The 13,319-nt window shown below is 59.3% G+C and carries 14 protein-coding genes and 2 pseudogenes; 14 read left to right on the forward strand and 2 right to left on the reverse strand.

The window, feature by feature from the left end; all coding sequences use genetic code 11:
* Positions 1-89 precede the first annotated feature (89 nt).
* Positions 90-965 carry a DDE-type integrase/transposase/recombinase gene (locus BRAD285_RS05450; protein ID WP_172889740.1) on the reverse strand — a complete coding sequence of 292 codons (876 nt, stop codon included), beginning with the start codon at positions 963-965 and terminating at the stop codon, positions 90-92.
* Between the two features lie 504 nt (positions 966-1,469).
* Here BRAD285_RS05450 and BRAD285_RS36155 point away from each other — a divergent pair.
* A pseudogene (locus tag BRAD285_RS36155) lies at positions 1,470-1,607 on the forward strand (IS21 family transposase); the annotation flags it as partial.
* 79 nt (positions 1,608-1,686) lie between these two features.
* Here the strand turns inward: BRAD285_RS36155 and BRAD285_RS05455 are convergent.
* Positions 1,687-2,183 (reverse strand): annotated as a pseudogene (locus BRAD285_RS05455) (transposase); the annotation flags it as partial.
* A 770-nt stretch (positions 2,184-2,953) separates the two neighbouring features.
* On the opposite strand from BRAD285_RS05455, the gene BRAD285_RS36625 reads away from it, so the two are divergent.
* The 13 genes from BRAD285_RS36625 to sctR all read left to right on the forward strand — a co-directional run bounded on the left by BRAD285_RS36625 (position 2,954) and on the right by sctR (position 13,319).
* Positions 2,954-3,091: a hypothetical protein gene (locus tag BRAD285_RS36625; RefSeq protein ID WP_371507544.1), complete on the forward strand. Its 138-nt coding sequence runs from the start codon at positions 2,954-2,956 to the stop codon at positions 3,089-3,091.
* Between the two features lie 560 nt (positions 3,092-3,651).
* Positions 3,652-4,041: a transposase gene (locus BRAD285_RS05465; protein WP_157681665.1), complete on the forward strand. Its 390-nt coding sequence runs from the start codon at positions 3,652-3,654 to the stop codon at positions 4,039-4,041.
* A complete protein-coding gene (gene tnpB / locus BRAD285_RS05470) occupies positions 4,038-4,385 on the forward strand; it encodes an IS66 family insertion sequence element accessory protein TnpB (protein ID WP_006613318.1) in 348 nt (115 codons plus the stop codon). Before BRAD285_RS05465 ends, tnpB begins: the two co-directional genes overlap by 4 nt.
* Positions 4,386-4,455: 70 nt before the next feature.
* Positions 4,456-6,108 (forward strand): IS66 family transposase, encoded by a 1,653-nt coding sequence (locus BRAD285_RS05475; RefSeq protein ID WP_157681666.1) that lies wholly within the window; start codon positions 4,456-4,458, stop codon positions 6,106-6,108.
* Positions 6,105-6,302 carry a hypothetical protein gene (locus BRAD285_RS05480; protein ID WP_087877606.1) on the forward strand — a complete coding sequence of 66 codons (198 nt, stop codon included), beginning with the start codon at positions 6,105-6,107 and terminating at the stop codon, positions 6,300-6,302. The genes BRAD285_RS05475 and BRAD285_RS05480 overlap by 4 nt, the downstream gene beginning before the upstream one ends.
* Positions 6,303-7,098: 796 nt before the next feature.
* The gene (locus BRAD285_RS35675) at positions 7,099-7,599 is read left to right on the forward strand and encodes a nodulation protein NolB (RefSeq protein WP_172889742.1); all 501 of its coding nucleotides are present in this window, start codon (positions 7,099-7,101) and stop codon (positions 7,597-7,599) included.
* A gap of 16 nt (positions 7,600-7,615) precedes the next feature.
* Positions 7,616-8,458, forward strand: a complete 843-nt coding sequence (gene sctJ / locus BRAD285_RS05495) for a type III secretion system inner membrane ring lipoprotein SctJ (protein WP_035646799.1) — start codon at positions 7,616-7,618, stop codon at positions 8,456-8,458.
* Between the two features lie 16 nt (positions 8,459-8,474).
* Positions 8,475-9,095: a nodulation protein NolU gene (locus BRAD285_RS05500; RefSeq protein WP_244422233.1), complete on the forward strand. Its 621-nt coding sequence runs from the start codon at positions 8,475-8,477 to the stop codon at positions 9,093-9,095.
* Positions 9,092-9,712, forward strand: a complete 621-nt coding sequence (gene sctL, locus BRAD285_RS05505; protein ID WP_006612528.1) for a type III secretion system stator protein SctL — start codon at positions 9,092-9,094, stop codon at positions 9,710-9,712. The genes BRAD285_RS05500 and sctL overlap by 4 nt, the downstream gene beginning before the upstream one ends.
* Complete coding sequence (sctN, locus tag BRAD285_RS05510; protein WP_006612529.1) at positions 9,709-11,064, forward strand: type III secretion system ATPase SctN; 1,356 nt, start codon at positions 9,709-9,711, stop codon at positions 11,062-11,064. Before sctL ends, sctN begins: the two co-directional genes overlap by 4 nt.
* Complete coding sequence (locus BRAD285_RS05515) at positions 11,040-11,576, forward strand: hypothetical protein (RefSeq protein WP_006612530.1); 537 nt, start codon at positions 11,040-11,042, stop codon at positions 11,574-11,576. The genes sctN and BRAD285_RS05515 overlap by 25 nt, the downstream gene beginning before the upstream one ends.
* The gene (gene sctQ, locus BRAD285_RS05520; RefSeq protein WP_006612531.1) at positions 11,573-12,661 is read left to right on the forward strand and encodes a type III secretion system cytoplasmic ring protein SctQ; all 1,089 of its coding nucleotides are present in this window, start codon (positions 11,573-11,575) and stop codon (positions 12,659-12,661) included. Before BRAD285_RS05515 ends, sctQ begins: the two co-directional genes overlap by 4 nt.
* Positions 12,654-13,319: a type III secretion system export apparatus subunit SctR gene (gene sctR / locus BRAD285_RS05525; protein WP_006612532.1), complete on the forward strand. Its 666-nt coding sequence runs from the start codon at positions 12,654-12,656 to the stop codon at positions 13,317-13,319. The genes sctQ and sctR overlap by 8 nt, the downstream gene beginning before the upstream one ends.

A 13,319-nucleotide genomic window follows, 5' to 3' on the forward strand; every position in this document is an offset into this window, starting at 1 on the left:
GCGGTGCGTAGCCCGCACCTCGGTGGTCTTTGCCGAGTTGCCAAGCGACCGGGCGAATGAGCGCGGGTCGACCGAAGATACCTTGGCAGCTATCGCAGACCGCGCTTGCCGATCCGTTCGCCGAGCTCTTCTTGTGCCGAACGGATCGTAGCAAGCAATTGCACGGGGGCGAGAGTCCGATATGTCTCGCGCAGACGGCGCTTGATCGCCGAGGGAAGTTTCGGGTGTTCGAGTGCACGTTCGTACGGTGTAGTGGGCGGATGATAGCGTTTGATGATCCTGGCACCCTCGCGTCGCTTCTCTTTAAGCTTGAATGACGGCTGGAAGAAGTTCACCAGCAGGCGTGCCGCCGCGGAGAGACGTGCCATCACCCGGGCCGTCTCGACCCCGTCGAAGCGTCCGTATCCGACAAGCCGCCTGACCACCGCGCCGTTCTTCTGCTCCACGAAAGCCTGATCGTTCTTCTTGTAGGCACGTGACCGCGTGACCTCGATCTTCTGTGCTCGGCACCATGGAACGACGACGTCGTTCATGAACGCGCTGTCGTTGTCGAAGTCGGCGCAACAGATTACCCAAGGGAACAGGCCCTGTGCTCGCGTCATCGCTTCCACGACGAGGCTGCCATCGCGTGTCACCAGAGGCAAGCATTCCGTCCATCCCGTTGCGATGTCGACCATGGTCAATGTCTGGATAAACGAGCCGGCGACGCTGGTTCCACCGTGCGCAACCATGTCGATCTCGCAAAAGCCCGGCGGCGGGTTTGCCCAGTCATTGAACCTGCGGATCGGCACCTCGCGTCGAAGCGCCGAGTAGAATCCGACACGCCGCCGGCGTCCCCCAGCGGCCGCAACTTTGACGTCGATCAACATCCGATCAATCGTTGCCGCGCTCAGAGTTGTCAGCAGCACTCGCTCGGCGCTCGTCGGCTTCAGCCGGCCATGCCGCTCCAGCGCGGGCAACAGCACTGGGATCATCGATACAAGTTACCGCAGACACGATCGGAGGCCTCCCACAGCGCGACCAGAGCGTCGCGCACGCTGGCGTATTTGCGCCGCCGACTTGTCGCTGGTTCGGATCGGCCCGTTGTCCCTTCGTCGAGTGATGGTCTGGGCCTGTCGCTTCCAGCAACCGACAGTGCCCGCACCGCGTGCTTGCGGTGCCAACCCGTCGTTGCTGTCAACTCGTCAAAGATCCTACCCTTCTCAACCCGTCCAGCCGCACGGTAGCGCTCCGCCACCGCGGCCAACATCTCGCGCCTTGCGCCCATGCTGATCCCGCTCGCCATTGGCGCCACCGACCTGATTCGGTAACGCCGCCCCAGTCATCGGCGGAATTGTCCGGTAACATTTTCGTGTTATCCGGCGTGCAAATTTGCCCCCCTAAGCCGGGGGATCGGCGTCCAAAATTGACCCCCCGATTGTTGGCCGTAGCAGGCTGCCCGCTTCGGGTTGAAGCGGGGGGTCAGGGGGATGCTGGTTGTGGAGACGATTGCGCGGATCAGGCGCGAGCACTTCGTCAAGGGCAAGACGATCAAGGAGATTGCCCGGGACCTCAAGGTCTCGTGGAACACCGTCCGCAAGGTGCTGCGGTCGGGCGAGACATCATTCGAGGAGGGCGGCCTAGATCGTGTCCCACAGAGTGGTGTAGCTGGCATGGTGGATCACCGGGGTCATTCCGGTGCCGGCTGCGCCCGTTCTGCCGCATCTTCACGTAGGTGGCGTCGATCCACAGATACGGCCAGTCGCCTTCGATCGGACGGGCGAGAAAGGCCTTCACCTTGTCGTCGATCTCGCCACAGAGCCGGCTCACCTGGCTCTTGGAGATGCCGCTCATCCCCATAGCCTGCACGAGGTCGTCGACTGAACGGGGCGGGACGCCCTGGACGTAGCTTCCTGGATCACGGCGGTCAGCGCCTTCTCGGCCATCCGGCGCGGCTCCAGGAGGCCCGGGAAGTAGCTTCGCTTGCGCAGCTTGGGGATGCGCAGCTCGACCGCGCCGGCGCGCGTCTCCCAGGCCCGCTCACGGTAACCGTTGCGCTGCGCCCGACGCTCGGAGCTCTTCTCGCCATGGATGCTCCGGTCAGCCCGGCGACCGCTGGACTGCAAAGCCGATCATCTCGCGCAGAAGATCGGCGTCCGTGCCTTCTCCACGAGCGCGCGAAGCTTGATCATCTCGTCGGTCATAGGTTGCCCCTCGAATCAGGTTGGTGTCAGCAACCCCGGCCCAGTCGGGCAATCACCGGTGACCACAACAAAGCCGTCCACCCGCTACGGCGCTATGGGGGAGTGCGCGGGCGGACGACCTTGCTCTACCGAGTTACCCCACGCCCGGGGACACGATCTGTTGCTGCCCCAAGTACGCGGTCGCGGCCCCGGTGCTTTGTCTTGTGCATCGTTCCGTGCTGCTTACCCCAGCCAAAGATACAACTCGATCATGGCTCGGCGCGTTTGGGGCATCCCATAGCCTGCGCGCGCCCGGGTCATGCGTCAATCGATGCACTCTGACGCTCGTTGGAATAGGTGCTGCTGTACTGGGCGAGGTAAGGGCAATCGTCGCCACAGCTTGGTGACGTGCTCGGCTGTCTTATAGGCGTGCACCAGCCGCGCTGAGCTTATCAGCAAGCTTTGTCCCGCGCAAGCTGGCCCGGCGTCCCGCAAAGTCGACTTCGAAAAAGGGATTTTGTTCCGCTTGATTGTCGATGCAGGTGATGGTCGCGGTGGCGCGGTCGATTACGGCGAGACGATCACGCGGGCCAGGAATTCTATCTAATAGCGGTTGCGAAGGCAAGTGTCTGGTTGTGACACGACGGCTTAACGGTTGCCCCTCGATATCCTCGCTGAGGACCCGCCCGTCGCGCCTCATTCGGATGCGCACCTCATCTTTGAGAGTACGCACCTGCGCATTAGTCCTGGCAACTGGCAGGACAAAGGTCTTCGGCATATGCGATCTCGACATGGACGGCCCCGAGCTGAGCAATGTCAGCTTGGTCGAACACGGCTCGCTGCCAGGCCCCGACGACCTCCAGACGAGCGCAATCTGTACTTCACGTCCGGCAAAACGCCTCAGGTCTTTGCCGACGAAGCGCGGCTGACCGGCAGCCCCGAAAGCCGCGCTGCGCGACGATCTGCTCTATAGTGTGCCTTCAAAAAGAAATTAGTTCCGTGCTTAAATTCTACGTGGCGCGGTAACAGAATCGAACATCTTCCTCCTTCCCGCTGATAAAGCGGTCAGCGCTCCGCAAAGCCGCCGCCTGCGGTCGGGCGAAAGTAAACTGTTGTAGGTTCATGTTGTTCTCTCGAGTGCTCCGCGCTCCAAGCAACGATGGCACTGTCCATGTGGTTGTCCTTGAGGGCCCGGTGTCTGATCCATCTACCGCAGCCGTATCTAACGAGCTGAAATGCAAAGCTCGCAGGCTCGTATTGGTAGCCGCCGGAGCTTTTGTAGATCTGACGATCGGGGAATATATCTTACGCTAAATAGGGCGACTTTACTCGGCGCAGTTTTGTACCTTCGAGGATCACCGTTGGCCTCGATTGTCCTTGGGCAGTGCGCTCTCATGGTATCGCTCCGGCGTAGGCCGCCTTGTTCGGCGTCACCGGCCGCCTAAGGATATGGCCTTAAGTCCAGCCTTGAGGTCATGCGGCGATGCAGATGGAAGTTTTGGGCGCCGAACGGCGGCGTCGATGGAGTTATAAGGATAAGGTTCGTCTGATCGAGGAGACGATGCAGTCCGGGCAGACCGTCTGCGGAGTTGCCCGGCGGCATGGGGTGGCTCAGAGCCTGCTGTTCACCTGGCGCCGGCAGGCGCGGCAGGGCCGGCTGGGTGCCGAGGCTGTGCCGGCTATCGTTCCTGTCGCCATCGTGTCGTCGCAGGCTGACGACTTGACGAGGGTGCCATCACCACCGTCGCCATCGCGTGCCGCACCGAGCATGCGGGCCGGAACGATCGAGATCGAACTGGACGACTGCTGCGTGCGCGTCGACCGCGACGTGGACACCGAGGCACTTCGGCGCATTCTCGACCTTTTGAGGCGGCGATGATTCCGATCCCGAGCGACGTCAAGGTCTGGATTGCGACCGGCCACACGGACATGCGCCGTGGTATGCAGAGCCTGGCCCTGATGGTCCAGGAGATTTTGAAGCGAGATCCCCACGCCGGCGATCTCTACATCTTCCGCGGCCGTCGCGGGGATCTGGTCAAGATCCTGTGGCATGACGGAATCGGCTTGTCGCTCTACGCCAAGCGCCTCGACCGAGGAAAGTTCATCTGGCCCTCGGTGTCCAATGGCGCGGTGTCGATCTCGGCCGCGCAGATGGCCTACATGCTTGAGGCGATCGATTGGAGGAATCCGCAGCTGACATGGCGGCCACAGAGCGCAGGCTGAGCAGAGATAGTTGCGGCTTTCCGGTATTTAGGGAGTTCCAACCGGCCTGATCTGTGATTCACTGCGTCGCATGAACGCCGATTGCGATGCTGGACCGGATGACGTCGTCGCCCTGAAACAGGCGTTGGGGGCCGAGCGCGCGAAGGGATTGGAGGTCGCTGCCGAGCTTGCGGCTGCCCGAGCCAAGGCATCGGAAGACGAAGCCCTGATCGCGTCCCAGAAGCTGCAGATCGCCAAGCTGAGGCATCAGATCTACGGGCAGCGGTCGGAGCGTTCATCACGCCTGCTCGAACAACTGGCGCTGACGTTCGAAGAGCAGGAAGCTGGCGCCACCGAGGACGAGCTTGCGGCGGAACGCGCCGCGGCGAAGACCAGCACGGTCCGCGCCTTCACGCGCAAGCGCACCGAGCGACAAACCTTCCCCGAACATCTGCCCCGCGAGCGGGTGGTGATCGAGCCGCCGACGGCTTGCGAATGCTGCGGCAGCAATCGCCTGCGCAAGCTCGGCGAGGACGTGACGCGGACGCTGGAGGTGGTGCCGCGCCAATGGAAGGTGATCGAGACGGGGCGGGAGAAGTTCTCCTGCCGGGACTGCGAGAAGATCAGCCAGGTGCCGGCGCCGTTCCATGCCGTGGCGCGAGGATGGGCCGGGCCGAGCCTGCTGGCGATGATCATGTTCGAGAAGTTCGGTCAGCATCAGCCCTTGAACCGCCAGGCCGAGCGCTATGCGCTGGAGGGCGTGCCGATAGCGCTCTCGACCATGGCGGATGCCGTGGGGTCGGTCTGTGCGTCGCTGGACCCGCTGCTGCGCCTGGTTGAAGCGCATGTCATGACGGCCGAGCGCCTTCATGCCGACGATACGACCGTGCCGGTGCTGGCCAAGGGAAAGACTGACACGGGGCGGTGCTGGATCTATGTCCGGGACGACCGGCCGTTCGGTGGTGCGGACCCGCCGGCAGCGATGTTCTACTACTCGCGCGATCGCAAGGGCGAGCATCCGCAGGCGCATCTGGCGCGGTATGCCGGCATCCTGCAGGCCGACGCCTATGACGGCTATAACCAGCTCTATCTGGCTGGACGCGGCCCTGGACCGATCCGCGAGGCGTCGTGCTGGGCGCATGCGCGGCGCCCGTTCTTTGCCATGGCCGATCTGGAGGAGAATGCGCGCCGCAAGGCTGCGGGCAAGAAGGAGATCCCGCTTTCTCCGATCGCAATCGAGGTCGTGCGCCGGATCGACGCGTTGTTCGAGATCGAGCGTTCCATCAATGGCAAAAGCGCGCAGGAGCGTCTCGAAGCACGGCAGACGCTCAGTCGGCCTTTGACCGAAGACCTGCGGCTCTACATGCAAGAGCAACTCGCCAAGCTCGCCCGGGGGCACGACCTTGCCAAGGCATTCAATTACGTGCTGAAGCGATGGCCGAGCTTCACGCTGTTCCTCGATGACGGTCGTGTGTGCCTCTCCAACAATGCCGCCGAGCGCGGTCTGCGAGGCATCGCCCTAGGTCGAAAATCCTGGCTCTTCTGCGGGTCTGATCGCGGCGGCCGGCGCGCAGCTGCGATGTACAGCCTGATCGTCACCGCCAAAATGAACGGGATCGATCCGCAAGCCTGGCTGACCGATGTCATTGACCGGATTGCCGCTCACCCGTCCCAACGGCTCGACGAACTGCTGCCCTGGAACTGGACGCCTCAGGCCGCAGCGCTCTCCACCCGAGCAGCATGACCACGCACGTCAACAAAGTTCACCACGTCACCACCATCGCCAAGGTTGCCAAGGACCTCGGCGAAGATGAGGAATGGTTGCACGACGTCGCCAGCGAATTGGACATCGAGGATGGCGTCATCTGGGTCTACGGCGGATGCTTACCTCTCATGGTGCGGCGTTTCAGGAGAACCTTCCAGCTGGCCATCCCGTAAAACCGTGCTTGATGAGCCGCGAAACAACATCAAAACCGACTCGCCTTGTATTCTTTCGGCCGAGACGGGACTACGCCGCACCTGCGCTGCTGCCACAAGGCCCTTGAGCGTCTGATCAACCAGCGCGACGAACCGGGGCGGCCCGGAAGCAAGGACGAGGCCATCTCCCGGTGCCGGCTTCACTATATAGCGCTGATCAGAGATGTTGAGCGCGTCAAGCGCTGACTTGAGCGCATCGAAGCCGATGGGGCCCAATGCGAGGAGCCGACTTTGCGTCTCGTGAGCAGCGGAAACGTAGAGGACAAGTCCGTCATAATACCAATGGAGATTGTATAAGGCAGTTAGGCGATCGAGAAAGTCTTGTGGGGGAAGGTCCGGCAGTCGACCTCGAACTCGCCCCTTGACCTCCGCACTAACGCTGATCCTGACATTGAGATTGTTCCCAAACTCCTGGAGTGTGGCGGAGAGATCTTGATCTAGAACGGTGTAGCTATAAGGGCCCGACGGCAGGGAGAGAGAGGCCCCGGACGAGCGTGTTACTCCGATACAGAAAAAAACGCTGAAGCAAATAAGTCTCATCGAACTGAATGCAATCGTGGATCGTGCGAGCATCTCAGGCGCCTTCCGCTCATCATGGAGTTGCAGTGTGGTCTAAGCTTGAACGTCAAACGTGATCTTAAGATGACGCGAGTGGCCCGATGTCGGTCAGGTTTTCGTCAGCTCGCCCGCGTATTGACTTTGGCTGTTCCTTCGTCACGCGCCTAGGGCTTATCAAGCGAGCACAATGATGCATCCCATGTTGTTGGCCGCCGCGCCGATCTCCCACAATTTAGCCGAATGTCTTCCTGTTGATTGCCTATCGGGGGCTGTCGGCGATCAGTCGCGCTTTGGGGCGTGCTTGGCTCGGGTGGCTTCAGGTTCAGGAGAGGCTTTTCCGCCTGCGGGCAAGATCGTCGCTTCTCCAGAAGTGTTGGAGGTTGAGCGTGCGAATGTTCTAGCCGATCCGCCTGGTGTTCGAGTCCTGCAGGCTCTTTCGAGTATGTACCGCGGTGTCGCTATTCCATCAGTGGCTGTGTCCGCTTCCGTGGCTGGTGTGCAGCCTGGGCCTGCTGCGCAACCAATCGTGTCGGCGGGGCGCGTTGATGAACGTGCGGGTGTCGAGTCTGGGGGCGAGGGGTTTGATGTGATGATGGCGAACTTGCGAGATGTTTACAGGGATGTCATTCAGGTTTCGCTGGTCTCAAAAACGACCAGTGCCGTCAGCTCATCGCTGAACAAGCTGCTATCGGCCGGCTGAGGGGCGGGGCTGCGTGATGAATGGGGGTGGGCGTGGTGACCGTAGATCGCTGCGACTAATTTTTGTGTGTCTTGCGCTTCCTGTTTTGCTGTCGCTGGTTGGCTGTAAGGCTGATCTCTACACCAAAATTCAGGAGCGTGAAGCTAATGAAATTTTGTCGCTTCTCCTTGGCAGGGGGGTTGATGCCACTCGTATTGTTGCCAAAGACGGATCCAGTACAATTCAGGTCGAGGAGAGGCAGCTCGCCTATTCTATTGATCTGCTCAATGTTGAAGGGCTGCCGAGGCAGAGCTTCAAGAATCTTGGCGATGTATTCAGGGGGGGTGGTCTCGTTGCCTCTCCAGTTGAAGAGCGGGCGCGTTACGTCTATGCTCTAAGCGAGGAATTGTCGCGCACGATCAGCGATATTGATGGTGTCCTTTCAGCGCGGGTCCATGTCGTGCTGCCGAAGAATGACCTGTTGAGGCAGGATGCGACCCCGTCATCAGCTTCGGTCTTCATTCGTCATGGCTCTAGCGCGAAGCTCTCGGCGTTGTTACCGCAGATCAAGATGCTTGTCGCAAACAGCATTGAGGGACTGTCCTACGACAAGGTTGCGGTTGTTTTTGTCCCGGTCGAGCGTGCTGCAATCGGGCAACTGGCTCCCCCGACGGTACAGGCAACAGGGGGCCCTTCGGCGCCGCTCCTCGCGCTTGCTGTGATTGGTGTCGGAGCAGTGTTCGGCATCCTAGCCTGGCTGTTGCTACGCTCTCGCTTACATCAGTTTCGTCGGTCATCGCGCAAGTTGAGCATGAGCGGAAAGGGCTTGCGTCTATCTGCTGAGCAAGGGGACGAAAAAGTGATTGATGATGCGACATAGTGTGGGGCCGATTTCAATGTCATCCACCAAACCAAGTTATTCGTCCATCCTCGACGACGACCGGCTCCACGAGCTTGTGGCGTCCGCAGACCTCAGTCGTTTGGCTAAGCATCTTGATCCGCGGCTTTCCAACTCTTTACTGGCTCGGCTACAGCAAAGTGCTAGGCTGCAGCCTAGGCTGGCTGCATTGCTGCTTGGGGAAGAAGTGGCGATAGGCGATACCGATTGGAGCGAGGATCTTCTTCTCGGCCATGATCCGCGCCGGGTTGCTCTGCTTGCGGGTAGCATATGGCATGCACGCTCCATTCTGAAAATGGTTGCGAGGCGCGATCTGTCTATTTTAGTGGAGTTGATTGGTTCCGACGCACATGCTTTCGCTATGCGACACTCATCCAAGGCAGTCGTGAAGGGGCCGATCGACGATCCACGGCAATTGTCAACACAGATAGAATATGACGGGCACGCTTGTCTCGGTGCTTGGCTCGAACAGGCGTCATGGCTTGATCGTATGCGCGTGTTTGTTCGTTTGCCGGTTGGAACGGCCGCGGACAATCCGTTGGCTGAACACCGAAGCGCCGCAGGCCCTCTGCTTTCTCAAGTCATTGCGTATTTGCGCGCGGAGGCTGATGGGGTATGACAGCCGACGCTCCAACAACACCCTTGGCGCCGCAAATTCGGCCTCTTGGACCGCTTATCCCTGCTGCGCAGCTTGATCTGTGGGCGGACGCTGTGCGCGCGCAGGCCGCTGCCGATCGATATCTGCAGCGAGTTCGCGGGTGGGCACGACAGGCCTATGAGCGGGAATGGGCGCGAGGCCGTGATGAAGGTTTGAGAGCCGGCTCGGAAGAAATGGCGAGACTAATCGCGCAAGCGACTTGTGAAGAAGCTCAGCGCAAGGCGGTTCTGGAGCGGGAATTGCCTCAACTCGTGTTCGAGATTGTTCGCGATCTGCTTGGAACGTTTGATCCGGGCGAGATACTGGTTAAGGGTGTCCGTCATGCTATCGAGCAAAGCTATAAAAATACAGAACTTTGCCTTCATGTGGCGCCAAGCCGAGTCGACCTACTGGCTGGTGAGTTCAGCGACTATGATGGTCTAGAGGGGCGGCCGAAGGTGAAAATTGAGGTCGATCCGGCGCTGAGTGCAGACCAATGTGTCCTGTGGAGCGAGTTTGGCAATGTCGACCTTGGACTTGCGGCGCAGCTCCGCGCTCTGCGTGTCGGGTTTGGCCTATCGCAGGAAACCGAAAAATGAGCATGAAACACGTCACACATAATGGCGAGGCGGTAGATAGGACTTTAAAGGTGGTCCTCTCGTCGTTGCGATCTTCAGCCAGAGACATTGATACCCGTGCCGTCCGCGGCCGAATCACCCGCGCGGTAGGTACGCTGCTGCATGCCGTCCTGCCAGAGGCTCGCGTCGGAGAACTTTGCCTACTGCAGGATCCTCGCAACGGCTGGTCGCTTGAGGCTGAGGTTATCGGTCTTTTGCCGGATGGAGTCTTACTCACTCCCAAAGGGGACATGGTAGGGCTCTCCAATCGTGCCGAGGTGGTTATGACAGGGCGAGTGCAGGAGGTGGCTGTAGGCCCCGATTTGCTTGGCCGCGTCATCGACAGCTTTGGTCGTCCGCTTGATGATAAAGGCCCGATAAGGCTAGAGTCGACCCGACCGCTGCGCGGCAAGGCGCCCAACCCTATGAAGAGGCGTGGGATTGAGAAGCCATTTCCGCTCGGTATCCGTGTCTTGGACGGCCTTCTCACATGTGGAGAAGGTCAGCGGATTGGAATTTATGGCGATGCCGGTTGCGGCAAGTCGACGCTAATGTCGCAGATAGTAAGAGGAGCGGCGGCCGACGTTACAATTGTTGCGCTAATCGGTGAGCGCGGCCGAGAGGTTCGGGAATTCATCGAGCGTCATCTCGGCGAGTCCCTTAGCCGCTCGGTTGTTGTGGTGGAGACCTCCGACCGCTCGGCCATGGAGCGAGCTCAATGTGCCCACATGGCAACGGCAATAGCCGAGTATTTTCGTGATGAGGGTCTCCGCGTGGTTCTAATGATGGACTCTTTGACACGATTTAGCCGAGCCATGCGTGAAATCGGGCTCGCTGCGGGAGAACCGCCGACCCGACGCGGCTTTCCACCATCCGTGTTCGCGTTGCTGCCCGGCCTGTTGGAGCGCGCCGGCATGGGCGAGCACGGCTCCATTACGGCATTCTATACGGTGCTTGTTGAAGGCGATGGCAACGGTGATCCAATAGCGGAAGAGTCCCGCGGGATTCTTGATGGTCACATCATTCTCTCTAGAGCGTTGGCATCGCGAGAGCACTTTCCGGCTATTGACGTGCTATCGAGCCGTAGCCGCGTTATGGATGCGATTGTGTCCGCGCCGCATAGAAGTGCTGCATCGGTATTTCGTGATCTGCTATCTCGCTTTGAGGAGGCCGAGTTCTTGGTCAAAGTTGGTGAATACAAGAAAGGCTCTGATCCCCTGACAGATCGGGCGATAACTTCGATCGAGAAGCTACGGGCGTTTTTACGGCAGGGCCAGGGCGAAGCATGCAGCTTTGAGGAGACAGTCGCATGGATGTCGCGCTTGGCCGCCTAAACCCTGGTCACGCCTCAAAGCTGCGTCTCGTAAAAGACAAGCAAGAACGAAGCGCCATTCGTGAATTATCCGCCATGGAAGCCAAGCACCACCTCGCAATGCGAGCGACCCAAGAAGCTTTTGAGCATCTGGCATACGCCCATGATCAACGTGCGAAAGTTGAGTTCGAACTATATCGGGAAATGCTAGCCGCCGATGCAATATCGGCGTGCGAGCTTCAGCGACGCCATCATCTCATAATCGGTCGGCTTACAGACAAGATCGAAGCGGCACAGCGCGGCGTTGAAGAGGCTCGCGCTGCTCAAGAGCAAGCGGAGGCCGCGGTTCGTGGGGCGCGCATCGTTTGGACAAGGTGTTCCGCAGCGAGCCAGAAATGGAGTGAGATCGACCGCGACGTTCAGACAAGGGCGAATGCCTATTTCGAGGCCGCCGCTGAAAAAGAATCCGATGATGAAATCTTGCCTCTCTACCGGCGAGGCACATCAGGTCATACCGGCGGCGACGCAGCATGATGACAATTCCTCCGGAAATCGTCTCATCTGGGGAGGCGGGGCCCGCTGCCTTCAAGCCGATACCGATGCTCTCGCACACCGTGGCTTCATGGCTCAACGAGATCGCGGAATTGCGTGCCTCAACACAGCACTTCTTAGGTGAGAAGCCCATATCCGCGCGCTTAAGCCGAATCGTCTTGCAGGGTGACTTGGCGGAGCTGCCGATGATCGATTGCGTCTTTGATGTCGAAGGTGAGATCTTAGTCCTGTCTTTCCCCCATATCCTTGCCGAAGCGCTGATTGGGACCGTGCAAGAAGGCCTTGCTCTGCCTTCCGAGCCGATACGTTCGCTCCTCCTTGAACTCGCACTCGAACCCTTGCTTTCTCCGCTGGAGAAAATAGTGAAGCGAAATCTGCAGCTTGTTCGCACCCAGGAGGCGTCCGCCACAATTCCCCATCTTGAATTTGATATTATCTATGGTGAGATGGCGAGCAAGGCCCGACTGCTTTTATTCACCCCCTTGGACGGTCCTGTTCCATCGCTGTTCCGAGTTGTCGGCGAGCTACTTTGTCGATTACCCCGGCAGCCGCCAAGGTTGCTCTCTGATCTACCGATCATAGTCGCTGGCCAGATCGCTTCGCTACGAGTGAGTATCGACATTCTCCGGCAGGCCAAACGTGGTGACGCGCTGCTCCCGGACGCAATACCTTTCGCACGAGGCCATATCATCCTCACTGCTGATCGTTTGTGGGCTTCTGCGGAAATTAGCGGCGATAAACTAGTGTTGCGGGGACCATTCCGCTTGCGATCCCATCCCTTACAGAGCGAAGATTTGATGACCCAGAGCCAAGTGCAACAGCAGACTCCGTCGGAGGCGGAAATCGACAGCATTGAGATCACGCTCGTATTCGAATGTGGCCGATGGCCGATTCCATTAGGAACGCTACGTTCCATCAACGAAGGCCACGTCTTTGAACTTGGTCGGTCGCTTGATTGCCCAATCGACATTCTCGCCAACGGCCGATGTATCGGCCGCGGGGACATTGTGCGGATCGGGGAAGAGCTGGCAATCAGATTGCGCGGCAGGTTGGGTCTCAATGACTGAGATTCAACCTAGCATCCTTGCGCTTCTTGCGATTACCCTCGGACTTGGCCTCCTGGCGTTTGCTATCGTCACAACAACTGCGTTCATCAAGGTCTCGGTTGTTCTCTTCCTGGTGCGTAATGCGCTCGGGACTCAATCGATACCGCCAAACATAGTTCTTTATGGCGCGGCACTGATCCTAACCGTTTTCATAAGCGCGCCGGTCTTCGAGCAGACCTATAACCGACTCACCGACCCGCAACTTCGCTACCAAAGCTTCGATGATTGGGTGGTGGCCGCGAAGGAGGGACAGGAGCCGCTGCGTGCGCATCTGAAGAAATTTACCAACGAAGAGCAGCGACGCTTCTTCTTGTCGTCAACAGAGCATGTCTGGTCGGAAGATATGCGCGGCAGCGTAACTTCGGACGATTTGGCAATTCTGGTGCCGTCGTTCTTGATTTCCGAACTAAAGCGGGGTTTTGAGATCGGCTTTCTTCTCTACCTTCCCTTCATCACCATTGATCTGATTGTCACCACAATTTTGATGGCCATGGGCATGTCGATGGTATCACCGACGGTGATATCTGTGCCTTTCAAGCTCTTTCTATTCGTCACTATCGATGGATGGTCACGTCTTATGCACGGGTTGGTATTGAGCTACACGACGCCAGGAGGTTGA

The organism is Bradyrhizobium sp. ORS 285, from assembly GCF_900176205.1.
GTDB lineage: Bacteria > Pseudomonadota > Alphaproteobacteria > Rhizobiales > Xanthobacteraceae > Bradyrhizobium.

Coding starts and splice junctions, on each gene's coding strand:
- BRAD285_RS36625 (WP_371507544.1), top strand. CDS start 2,954: ATGGACGGCCCCGAGCTGAGCAATGTCAGCTTGGTCGAACACGGCTCG.
- BRAD285_RS05465 (WP_157681665.1), top strand. CDS start 3,652: ATGGAAGTTTTGGGCGCCGAACGGCGGCGTCGATGGAGTTATAAGGAT.
- tnpB (WP_006613318.1), top strand. CDS start 4,038: ATGATTCCGATCCCGAGCGACGTCAAGGTCTGGATTGCGACCGGCCAC.
- BRAD285_RS05475 (WP_157681666.1), top strand. CDS start 4,456: ATGAACGCCGATTGCGATGCTGGACCGGATGACGTCGTCGCCCTGAAA.
- BRAD285_RS05480 (WP_087877606.1), top strand. CDS start 6,105: ATGACCACGCACGTCAACAAAGTTCACCACGTCACCACCATCGCCAAG.
- BRAD285_RS35675 (WP_172889742.1), top strand. CDS start 7,099: ATGTTGTTGGCCGCCGCGCCGATCTCCCACAATTTAGCCGAATGTCTT.
- sctJ (WP_035646799.1), top strand. CDS start 7,616: ATGAATGGGGGTGGGCGTGGTGACCGTAGATCGCTGCGACTAATTTTT.
- BRAD285_RS05500 (WP_244422233.1), top strand. CDS start 8,475: ATGTCATCCACCAAACCAAGTTATTCGTCCATCCTCGACGACGACCGG.
- sctL (WP_006612528.1), top strand. CDS start 9,092: ATGACAGCCGACGCTCCAACAACACCCTTGGCGCCGCAAATTCGGCCT.
- sctN (WP_006612529.1), top strand. CDS start 9,709: ATGAGCATGAAACACGTCACACATAATGGCGAGGCGGTAGATAGGACT.
- BRAD285_RS05515 (WP_006612530.1), top strand. CDS start 11,040: ATGGATGTCGCGCTTGGCCGCCTAAACCCTGGTCACGCCTCAAAGCTG.
- sctQ (WP_006612531.1), top strand. CDS start 11,573: ATGATGACAATTCCTCCGGAAATCGTCTCATCTGGGGAGGCGGGGCCC.
- sctR (WP_006612532.1), top strand. CDS start 12,654: ATGACTGAGATTCAACCTAGCATCCTTGCGCTTCTTGCGATTACCCTC.